The sequence below is a fragment of the Paenacidovorax caeni genome, assembly GCF_001298675.1.
Classification (GTDB): Bacteria; Pseudomonadota; Gammaproteobacteria; order Burkholderiales; family Burkholderiaceae_C; genus Paenacidovorax; species Paenacidovorax caeni.
This window is the reverse complement of the sequence record NZ_CYIG01000072.1, coordinates 1-10,183: the sequence shown is the minus strand read 5'-3', so window position 1 is coordinate 10,183 and position 10,183 is coordinate 1. Positions and strand designations below refer to the sequence as shown.

At 68.7% G+C, this 10,183-nt stretch carries 10 protein-coding genes; 1 reads left to right on the top strand and 9 read right to left on the bottom strand.

Going from position 1 to position 10,183, the window contains the following annotated elements:
• Nucleotides 1–215: 215 nt before the first annotated feature.
• The 6 genes from BN2503_RS17990 to BN2503_RS17965 all read right to left on the bottom strand — a co-directional run bounded on the left by BN2503_RS17990 (nt 216) and on the right by BN2503_RS17965 (nt 7,297).
• A complete protein-coding gene (locus BN2503_RS17990; RefSeq protein ID WP_054257987.1) occupies nt 216–872 on the bottom strand; it encodes an FMN-binding negative transcriptional regulator in 657 nt (218 codons plus the stop codon).
• A gap of 42 nt (nt 873–914) precedes the next feature.
• Nucleotides 915–1,325: a YkgJ family cysteine cluster protein gene (locus tag BN2503_RS17985; RefSeq protein WP_054257986.1), complete on the bottom strand. Its 411-nt coding sequence runs from the start codon at nt 1,323–1,325 to the stop codon at nt 915–917.
• 36 nt (nt 1,326–1,361) lie between these two features.
• Nucleotides 1,362–2,492, bottom strand: a complete 1,131-nt coding sequence (locus tag BN2503_RS17980) for an ABC transporter permease (RefSeq protein WP_054257985.1) — start codon at nt 2,490–2,492, stop codon at nt 1,362–1,364.
• Between the two features lie 4 nt (nt 2,493–2,496).
• On the bottom strand, nt 2,497–5,280 hold the full coding sequence (rbbA, locus tag BN2503_RS17975; protein WP_054257984.1) for a ribosome-associated ATPase/putative transporter RbbA: 2,784 nt from the start codon (nt 5,278–5,280) through the stop codon (nt 2,497–2,499).
• Between the two features lie 6 nt (nt 5,281–5,286).
• Nucleotides 5,287–6,360, bottom strand: a complete 1,074-nt coding sequence (locus tag BN2503_RS17970) for an HlyD family secretion protein (RefSeq protein WP_054257983.1) — start codon at nt 6,358–6,360, stop codon at nt 5,287–5,289.
• A 61-nt stretch (nt 6,361–6,421) separates the two neighbouring features.
• The gene (locus BN2503_RS17965; protein WP_233495124.1) at nt 6,422–7,297 is read right to left on the bottom strand and encodes a M14 family zinc carboxypeptidase; all 876 of its coding nucleotides are present in this window, start codon (nt 7,295–7,297) and stop codon (nt 6,422–6,424) included.
• Between the two features lie 175 nt (nt 7,298–7,472).
• On the opposite strand from BN2503_RS17965, the gene BN2503_RS17960 reads away from it, so the two are divergent.
• Nucleotides 7,473–7,955, top strand: coding sequence for a flavin reductase family protein (locus BN2503_RS17960; RefSeq protein WP_082366670.1), 483 nt, complete (start codon nt 7,473–7,475; stop codon nt 7,953–7,955).
• 50 nt (nt 7,956–8,005) lie between these two features.
• Here BN2503_RS17960 and minE read toward each other — a convergent pair whose 3' ends face one another.
• From minE to minC, 3 genes are read right to left on the bottom strand one after another with little or no spacing between them, the layout of a single operon-like run.
• Nucleotides 8,006–8,272, bottom strand: a complete 267-nt coding sequence (minE, locus tag BN2503_RS17955; RefSeq protein WP_054257981.1) for a cell division topological specificity factor MinE — start codon at nt 8,270–8,272, stop codon at nt 8,006–8,008.
• A 6-nt stretch (nt 8,273–8,278) separates the two neighbouring features.
• Entirely contained in the window at nt 8,279–9,094 is an 816-nt protein-coding gene (gene minD, locus BN2503_RS17950; protein ID WP_054257980.1) for a septum site-determining protein MinD, read from the bottom strand.
• 40 nt (nt 9,095–9,134) lie between these two features.
• Nucleotides 9,135–9,890 (bottom strand): septum site-determining protein MinC, encoded by a 756-nt coding sequence (minC, locus tag BN2503_RS17945; protein ID WP_054257979.1) that lies wholly within the window; start codon nt 9,888–9,890, stop codon nt 9,135–9,137.
• Nucleotides 9,891–10,183: the final 293 nt, after the last annotated feature.

Below are 10,183 nucleotides of genomic sequence, written 5' to 3'. Positions count from 1 at the left end.
CCTGCATCGTGAACCTCAAAAGTGGGAGGCCACCATACCCGTTTACAAAGCGAACAGGAAAGTCAATGAAATCAACGGTCTACCCAGACCACCCCCGCGCCAGTGCTAGCTTTGCGTACCGTCACTTATTGCACTGAAAACGAGGAGACCCCGAAACCGTTTAAGCACCAAAAAGGCCTCTAGCCCTTACGGGGCAAGCGCTAGCCGCTATTGAATCAGGAGTCCTGACGCGGCTCGCTGGCCTGGCGCATGGCGTCGGCCAGCGCCGTGTGGCCGCGCAGCTGCAGCGCGTGCTGTGCCCCCTCGCGGTCGGGCGCCTCGCGGTTCTGGCCCAGCTTGCGCTTGCCTTCGAGCCGGGTGATGCGCACCTCGATGCCGACGATGGACTGCAGCATGGCCTGCAGATAGTCCGGCGGCGCGTCGCCCATGCGCCAGGGGCGGTGCGGCCCCGGTGGCTCGGCCAAGGCTTCGTGCGTGTGCGTCAGGCGCGCCACCACCTGGCGTACGTGCTTCTCCTCGTCGTGCACGGTGAGCGTGCCATGCACGTGCACCGCCTCATAGTTCCAGGTGGGCACGGCGCGGTGCGTGGCGTGCTTGCCCGGGTACCAGTTGGGCGAGATATAGCCCTCAGCGCCCCGGAACACCACCAGCACCGCACTGCCCGAGGGCACACGCTGCCACAGCGGATTGGCCCGCGCCACGTGCGCCAGCAGCGTGCCGTGCGGGCCCGTGGCCGGGTCGAGGTGGAACGGCAGGTGGTTGGCGTCCAGCCCGTCTGGCCCGGCCGTGCACAGCAGGCCCAGCGGGTGGGCGCGCATGATGCGGTGCAGCTCCTCGGGGCGGTCTTCGGCGAAATGGGCGGGCATGTACATGGCAGCGGCTGAGCGGGCGTGGCAAGGCGCCCATTGTCTGTCTCAGCGCCGCGTTTGCGCCTGCGCGCCGTAGGGGCACCAGCCCGGCTTGGGGCTTTTCTTCTGCGGGTGCAGGCGGCAGGTGTCGGGGCGCTGGTCGTACACCGTGCAGCGGCGCGTTTGCGCGTCGAGGAACTGGCAGTCGCCGCTGGCGCGCCGCGCCAGGGTGAACAGCGCGTGCTTGTGGTTGAAGTGGTCGATCAGCCGCGCCTTTTCCAGCCGCTTGGCGATGCGCCGCAGCGCCTCGTGCTCGGCCTCGAAGGCATCGACCAGGCCCAGGCGCACCAGGTCGGACAGTTGCACCTCCAGCGGCATGGTGCAGCAGTTGGCGGCGCAGGTGGCGCACAGGCCCGCGCGGTAGCGCGTCCAGGTGTCGGGGCGGTCGACGTCGACGATGGCGATGGGGGAACGCATGAGGGCTGCGATTGTGCCTGCAGCGCGGCCCGGCTGTCAGGCCATCTGGCCGATGGTGCGCCGGAACCTGCGCAACGCCACCGCGAAGAACACGGCGCCGATGGTGCCCAGCGCCGCCAGTTGCGGCCACACCACCGACAGCCCGGCGCCACGGAACAGGATGGCCTGCCCCGCCATGGTGAAGTGCGTGGTGGGCGCGGCCAGCATGAGGTCTCGCACCAGCTCTGGCATGCTTTCGCGCGGCGTGCTGCCGCCTGAGAGCATTTGCAGCGGCAGCAACACCAGGATGATGAGCAGCGCAAACTGCGGCATGGAGCGCGTCACCGTGGCCATGAAGATGCCCATGGCCGTGGTGGCGAACAGGTGCAGCGCGGTGGTCAGCAGGAACAGCGCCACCGAGCCTTCCACCGGCACGCCCACCAGCCCCCGGATGACGCCTTGCAGCGAGGCGGCCACCGCCACCAGCACCACCAGGCCCATGGACCAGACCTTGGCCAGCATGATTTCGGTGGGCGTGACGGGCATGGCCAGCAGGTGCTCGATGGTGCCGTGCTCGCGCTCGCGGATCAGCGCCGCGCCGCACAGCAGGATAGAGACCATGGTGACGTGGTTGATCAGCTGCGTCATGGTGCCGAACCAGCCCTTGTCCAGCGTCTGGTTGAAGCGCGAGCGCAGCACCAGCTCCACGGGCGCAGGCGCTGCGGTGCCCCGGTAGCGCTGCACGAAGGCTGCCACCTCGGTCAGCACGATCTGCTGGATGGCGCCGGCGCCGTTGAAGGCCTGCGTCATGCGCGTGGCGTCCACGGCGAGCTGCAGCGCAGGTGCGCGCCCGGCCAGTACGTCGCGCTGGAAGCCGGGCGGGATGATGAGCGCAAAGGTGTAAATGCCCGCATCCATGCCCGCATCGACTTCGCTTTGCGCCACGGCCGCGGGCGGCATGAACTGCGGCGGGTAGAACGCCGAGGCGATGCGCAGCGACAGCGGCGAGGCGTCTTCATCGACGATGGCGATGGGCGCGCGGTGCAGCGTCTCGGGCATGGCACGTGCGGCCGAGTACACAGAGAAGCCGAACATGAACACGATCAGCACCAGCATGGCCGGGTCGCGCCACAGGCCCCACAGCTCCTTGACGCCCAGGCGATAGATATTGGCGAGTGTGCGGCGCATGGCGTCAGCGCTCCTGCTTCTTCAGCAGCGCGATGGACAGCGCCAGGATGACGGGCACCGCCGCCAGCAGCGCCCAGAAGGCGTGCGCCATGTCGGTGAAGTGCAGCGCCTTGTTGAACACGCCCCGGCTGATGTCGATGAAGTGCGTGGCTGGGTACACGGTGCCGATCCAGCGCGCCACGCCTTCGAGCGAGCTCACCGGGTCAAGGATGCCAGAGTACTGCGCCGCTGGAATCATGGTGCCGATCATGGCCAGGAACAGCGCCGCCACCTGGCTGCGCGTGAAGCTCGACGCCAGCAGCCCGATGCCCGTGGCGCACACCACGTACATCAGCGCCGCCGCGCACAGCGTGGCCAGGCTGCCGGTGATGGGCACGCCAAACACGGTGACGGCCAGCAGCGTCAGCATGCCAAAGTTGAGCAGCGCCAGCAGCACGTAGGGCAGCTGCTTGCCCAGCAGGAATTCGCTGCGCGTGACGGGCGTGACGTAGAGGTTGAGGATGGAGCCCAGCTCCTTCTCGCGCACCACGGCCAGCGCGGCCAGCATGGCGGGAATCATCATCAGCAGCATCGGGATCACGGCCGGCACCATGGCGGGCAGGCTGCGCACGTCGGGGTTGTAGCGAAAGCGCGTCTCGATGCCCGCAGGCGTGGCCAGGGCCTGGCCCATGCCGCGCGCCTGCGCCTGCGCGGCCAGCCAGCCCTGGTGCATGCCCTGCACGTAGCCGGCCACGGTCTCGGCGCGCATGGGCATGGAGCCGTCGATCCAGGCGCCAATCTGCACCGGCCCGCCCAAGGTGCCGCCCCGGGCCAGGTCGCGCGCGAAGCCGGGCGGAATCTCCAGCGCCAGCGCCAGTTCGCCGCTGCGCATGCGCTGGTCCATCTGCGCCGCATCGGTGATGGGCGGCTGCTCGATGAAGTAGCGCGAGCCCGCGAGGCTGTCCACGTACTGGCGGCTCATGGCCGTCTGGTCGTGGTCGAGCACGGCGAAGCGCAGGGTCTGCACGTCCATGTTGATGCCAAAGCCCATGACGAACAGCAGGATCACCGAGCCCGCCAGCGCCAGCGTGGCGCGCACCGGGTCGCGGCGCAGCTCCAGCGCCTCGCGCCAGGCGTACGACAGCAGGCGTTGCAGGCTGAAGGGGCGGTGGCGCGGTGCTCTTGTTTCAGGAGCTGCTAGCGCTTGTCTTTCAACGTTTTCAGGTTGTTTTGTTTCCGAAAGCGTTTCAGGGCTTGCGCTGGAAGCTATGGTTTTTGACTCCTGTGCCGCTTCCAGCAGGTAACCGATGAAGGCCTCTTCCAGGCTGGTGGCGCCGCGCTTGGTGACCAACGCAGCGGGCGCATCGCTGTCGAGCACGCGCCCGGCGTGCATCATCGATATGCGGTCGCAGCGCTGCGCCTCGTTCATGAAATGGGTGGAGATGAAGATCGTGACCTGGTCGCGGCGCGACAGCTCCACCAGCAGCCGCCAGAACGCATCGCGCGCGACCGGGTCCACGCCCGAGGTCGGCTCGTCCAGGATCAGCAGCTCGGGCCGGTGCACCATCGCCACGGCCAGCGACAGGCGCTGGCGCATGCCCAGCGGCAGGCTGGCGGGCAGGCTGGCGCGCACGTCGGCCAGGCCGAAGCGCTGCACCATGTCATCGACGCGCGCGGCGATCTCGCCCTCGGGCACGTGGAACAGCCGTGCGTGCAGCACCAGGTTCTGCTGCACCGTCAGCTCGCCGTACAACGAGAACGCCTGCGACATGTAGCCCACGCGCCGCCGCGTGGCGATGTCGCGCGGATCCACCGGCTGGCCGAACAGCCACGCCCGCCCCTCGCTCGCTTCCAGCAGGCCCGTCAGCATCTTCATGGTGGTGGACTTGCCGCAGCCGTTGGAGCCCAGAAAGCCAAAGATCTCGCCACGCCGGATGCGCAGGCTCACGTGATCGACCGCCACGAAGTCGCCAAAGCGCATGGTCAGCCCCTGGGCTTCGATGGCGATGTCGTCTTGCGTGGCCTGCAGCGGCGGAATCTCCACCGGCGCGTGGCCGCGCCGCCGCTCCTCGGGCAGCAGGTGGATGAAGGCTTGCTCCAGCGTGTCGCTGCCCGTGCGCGCCAGCAGCTCGGCGGGCGTGCCCGTGGCGAGCACGCGGCCCGCGTCCATGGTCACGATCCAGTCGAAGCGCTGCGCCTCGTCCATGTAGGCGGTGGCCACCAGCACGCTCATGCCGGGCTGGCCGCGCCGGATGTCTGCGATCAGGTCCCAGAACTGGGCGCGCGCCAGCGGGTCTACGCCCGTGGTGGGCTCGTCCAGGATCAGCAGGTCGGGGTCGTGGATCAGCGCGCAGCACAGCCCCAGCTTTTGCTTCATGCCGCCCGAGAGCTTGCCGGCAGGCCGCGCCAGAAAAGGCGCCAGGCCGGTGCGCTGCGTCAGCGCGTCGATGCGCCGACGCCGCTCGGCTGCGCCATGGCCGAACAGGCGGGCGAAGAATTGCAGGTTCTCCTCCACCGACAGCGTGGGGTACAGGTTCTTGCCCAGCCCCTGCGGCATGTAGGCGATGCGCGGGCACACGCGGCGGCGGTGTGCGGCCTGCGCCATGTCGCCGCCCAGCACTTCGATGCGGCCCTGCTGCACCACACGCGCCCCCGCCACCAGCGCCAGCAGGCTCGATTTGCCCACGCCGTCGGGGCCGATGAAGCCGGCCATGCAGCCTGCGGGAATGTCCAACGTCACGCCGTCGAGTGCGCGGGTTGTGCCGTAGCGCAGTTGTACGTCGTGCAGGCGCACCGCCGGGTTTGCCATGCGCGGCTACTCCGGGACCTTGATCGCCAGGTGCGCAGGCCACTCGCGCTGCGGGTCGGTGCGCAGCCAGGCCACGCCGGGCAGCCCCGTTTTCACCTGCTGCAAGTGCTTTTGCAGCAGCGTGCGGTCGATCTGCGCCTTCACGCGGAACATGAGCTTTTGCCGTTCGCTGGCCGTCTCCACGGTCTTGGGCGTGAATTGCGCCGTGGCCGAGACGAAGGACACCCGCGCCGGAATCACGAACTGCGGCGCCGCGTCGAGCACGATGCGTGCCTCGCTGCCGATGGCGATGCGCCCGGCCACCGTCTCGGGCACGAAGAAGGCCATGAACACGTCGGACAGGTCCACCATGTTGAGCACCTTGCCGCCCGCCGCCACCACCTCGCCCGGCTGGGCCACGCGGAACTGCACGCGCCCGTCGCGCGGGGCCTTGAGCGTGGCGTCGGCAATGTCGGCCGCGATGCGCGCCTGCGTCGCCTCCAGCGCCGCGACGGCGGCCCGTGCCCCCGCCACCTGCGAGCGTGCCGCATCAATGGCGGCCTGCGTGGCCGTGGCCTGCGCGCGGGCAGCGGTCACGCTGGCCTGGGCGCTTCGCACGCGGGCACGGTCGTTGTCCAGCTCCTGCTGTGGCCACATGCCCTGCGCGGCCAGCGCCTGCGAGCGCTCTAGCTTGCGCCGCGCCGCGTCCAGATCACTCTCGCGTGCGGCCGTCTGGGCCAGGGCGCTGCGCCGCTCGCTCTCGCGCGCCGCCACCTGCGCCTGTGCCGTCGCCACGGCCGTGAGCGCCTGCGCGTGCTGCGCGCGCGCCTCGTCGCGCTGGGCGTTGAGCGTGTCTACCTGGATACGTGCCAGCACCTGCCCGGCCTGCACGAAGTCGCCCTCCCCCACCAGCACCTCCAGCAGCCGCCCGCCCTGGCGCGCGGCGATGTCGATCTCGGTGGCTTCGATGCGGCCGTTGCCGCTGATGAAGCCCGCGGTGGATTCGTTGGCCCGCATGCGCTGCCAGCCGTAGAAGGCCAGCAGGCCCGCCGCGGCGACAGCGGCTACAAGGGTCAGGATGCGGGAAGGCTGGAAGGGCATGGCGGGAGGGTGCGGGCGGTGATGGAGATGAGTCTACGGCACCGCTCCGGCAGCGCTCCCGTCAGTTCTTCCGGGTGGGCGGTATCAGCCGTGTATCGATCCAGCGCAGCAGGTCGTTCCACATTGAGCGCACCTCGGCGTCGCGCGGCATGCGCTGCGCGTGGTCCAGCTCAATGGTGACCACCGGCATGCCTTGCTGCACACCGCCGTAGTGGCCCAGGGAGCCGGGGAACACGCCCACGCGGTCCAGGCGCAGGTGGCCCAGGCGCTGCGGGGGCTCGTGCGGACCGTCGAAGTCGAGCACGCCGTAGGGCGCGTGGATGCTCACCACGAGCTGCGGGCGGAAGCTCTCCAACTGCGTGTGCAGGAACTGTGACTCGGGCTCTGACAGCGGCGCCGGGCCGGGCCAGCGGCGCGGGTCCTTGCGCGTGCGCTTTTCCCAGTACAGCGGGGCATCGTGCTCCCAGCCGGGGGTGCGGAAGTTGCGGTTCAGGTCTACGCCGCGCGCATTGACGCGCGTAGGGCGGCGCGCCAGCAGCCCGTCGGGGTTGAGCACGGGGATGAAGCGCCAGTGCACCGGGCGCCGCGCCTTCTCGGCCAGCGCGATCCAGTGCAGCGCCAGCGAGGCCGAGGTCAGCTCGTCGCCATGCATGGCGCCAACCACCAGCACGCGCAACGGCGTGGGGGCGTTGCCCGTGGGCTGCACATCGCGCCAGAACAGGGGGCGCCCCTGCTGCGAGTGGCCGCCGCTGGGCGTGAGCTGCGCCGCCGCACACTGCTTTGCCTGCACGCCCGGCAGGCGGTGCAGCCACTGGGCGCAGGCCGATGGCGGTGGGGCGGGGGCGGCCTGTGCGGTGGCGCAGACCAGGGCCAGTGCCCCTTGTGCCAGCACACGCACTGGCCGCAAGGCACAAAAGGGGACACGGGAGAGATGCACGGTGGGGAAAGGCTGTAATCCCCGCGGCAGCGCGCCAAGGGGAGGGGGGCGATAATAATTGATTGCTCTTTCGCGCCCCGCGCCTTCCGTGCGCGCCTCCACCGTGACTCCTGACACCCCCGACATTGCCCTGACTCCGAGCTTTTCACCGCGCGAATTCCGCGATGCACTGGGCATGTTCGCCACCGGGGTGACCATCATCACGGCGCGCGGCCCGGACGGCGCGCTGGCAGGCCTCACGGCCAACTCGTTCAACTCGGTTTCGCTCACGCCGCCGCTGGTGCTGTGGAGCCTGTCGCACCAGACGTCGTCGCTGCAGGCCTTTACCACCTGCACGCATTACGCCATCAACGTGCTGGCAGTGGAGCAGCGCCACTTGGCGGAGCGCTTCGCCACGCGCGGTATTGACCGCTGGGCCGACGTGGGCCACCGCCCGGGTGCCAACGGCGCGCCAGTGCTCGATGGCGCTGCGGCGGTGTTCGAGTGCTTCAACCGCAGCCAGTACGTGGAGGGCGACCACACCATCTTCGTCGGCGAGGTGGAGCGTTGCGGTCACCGGGACGGGGCTTCGCCGCTGCTGTACCACGGGGGCATGTTCTATACCGAGCACTTGCTGGGCAGCCTTTCGGCGGCGGCTGCGCGGCCTCTGCACAAGTAGGCGGGGCTGACGTTCGCCGCCTGCTGTGCAGGCAAAGCGGGCAAACGCGCTTACTTGCTGCCGGCGTCGGGCAGCTCGATCTTCACTTCCAGCACTTCCAGGTCGTCCTGGCGCTCAAAGTGCACCTTGAGGTCTTCGGCGTTGATCTTCACGTACTTGGAGATCACGGCCATGAGCTCACGCTGCAGCGCGGGCAGGTAGTCGGGCTGGCCGGGGTTGCGGCCGTTGCGCTCATGCGCCAGGATGATCTGCAGCCGCTCCTTGGCAACGCTGGCCGATTTCTTCTTTTCCCCCAGGAACAGGGACAGCAGTGACATGGTCGATTACCTCCCGCCAAAGATGCGTTTGAAGAACCCGGGCTTCACCGCCTCGGTGAAGCGCAGCGGGCGCTCCTGGCCCTGGAAGCGCGCCACCACGTCCTTGTAGGCTTCGGACACGTCGGTGCCTTCGAGGTGGATGGCGGGCAGACCCTGGTTGGACGCCTGCAGCACGCTCTCGGATTCGGGGATCACGCCGATGAGCGGAATGCGCAGGATGTCCTGGATGTCGGCCAGGCTCAGCATCTGGCCATCTTCCACGCGGCTGGGGTTGTAGCGCGTGATGAGCAGGTGCTCCTTGATGGGCTCGCCGCCCTCGATGGCGCGCTTGGTCTTGCTCGACAGCATGCCCAGGATGCGGTCGGAGTCGCGCACGCTCGACACTTCGGGGTTGGTCACCAGCAGCGCCTCGTCGGCGAAGTGCATGGCCATGAGCGCGCCGCTCTCGATGCCGGCGGGCGAGTCGCAGACGATGTACTCAAAGCCCATCTCGGCCAGGTCGGCCAGCACCTTGCCCACGCCGTCGAGCGTCAGCGCGTCCTTGTCGCGCGTCTGGCTGGCGGCAAGGACGAACAGGTTCTCGCACTGCTTGTCTTTGATGAGGGCCTGGTTCAGGTTGGCCTCGCCCTGGATGACGTTGATGAAGTCGTACACCACGCGGCGCTCGCAGCCCATGATGAGGTCGAGGTTGCGCAGGCCGACGTCGAAGTCGATCACGGCAGTCTTGTGCCCGGCCAGGGCCAGGCCCGATGCGAACGCGGCGCTGGTGGTGGTCTTGCCCACGCCCCCCTTGCCGGAGGTCACGACGACGATTTTGGCCATGGTGTGCGGTTCCCTTGCGTTGGTCTGGAAATGTTGGAAATTAAAGCGGTTCGATGAGCAGCTTCTCACCGTCGAGGCGTACTTGCGCGCTCTTGCCGCGCACGTCGTCGGGCAGCGCTGTTTCGGTGGTGCGGTAGATGCCGGCGATGGACACGAGCTGCGGCTCCAGGCAGGTGCTGAAGATGCGCGCCTCGGTGTTGCCGCGTGCGCCAGCAATGGCGCGCCCACGCAGCGGCGCGTAGACGTGGACGTTGCCGTCGGCAATGACCTCGGCGCCGAAGCTGACCATGGCCAGCACCACCAGGTCGGTGCCGCGTGCATACACCTGCTGGCCTGAGCGCAGCGGCTTGTCCACCACCACGGCGCCCGGGGCGGGTACGGGCACTTCGCGCACCACCTCGACCTCGCGCACCACTTCACGCACCACCTCGCGCGGACCATGCTCGGCCGCCGGGCCGCGCTGCGCCTCGGGGGCGGCGATCAGCCCCAGGGCATGGGCCGCCTCCATCTGCGCGGCGCTGCCGCCGCGCACGGCCACGGGGCGCGTGTGGTAGCGCCGCAGCTCGGCGATGAGGGCGGCAAAGTCGATGGGCTGGGGGGCGTCGTGCACCGCCGCCAGGTCGATCAGCACTGGATCGTTGTCGAAAAGCCCGGGGTCGTCGCCCAGCCGCTGAGCCAGGTCGCTCGCCAGCTGCGCCGCATCGGTGGACTTGAGCACCACAGCCACCACGGGCAGATGGGTGCTTTTGAGTTCAAAGCTGGTGCGGGCGTGGTGGCCCGGCGTGTCAACGGCCATGGGATGGTGCGAAAAAGGCGCTGCTCAAAGGCGCGAAGTGTACCGTGCAGCCCGCTCTGGGCCCGCCCAGGCCCTGAAGGGGGCGGAAAGTCATCATGGTTTCACACGGGTCACAAGAATGTCGGTGGTCAGTTCATTTCCCTGCACGATGGGGTCTCCTCGTTTTCAGTGCAATAAGTGACGGTACGCAAAGCTAGCACTGGCGCGGGGGTGGTCTGGGTAGACCGTTGATTTCATTGACTTTCCTGTTCGCTTTGTAAACGGGTATGGTGGCCTCCCACTTTTGAGGTTCA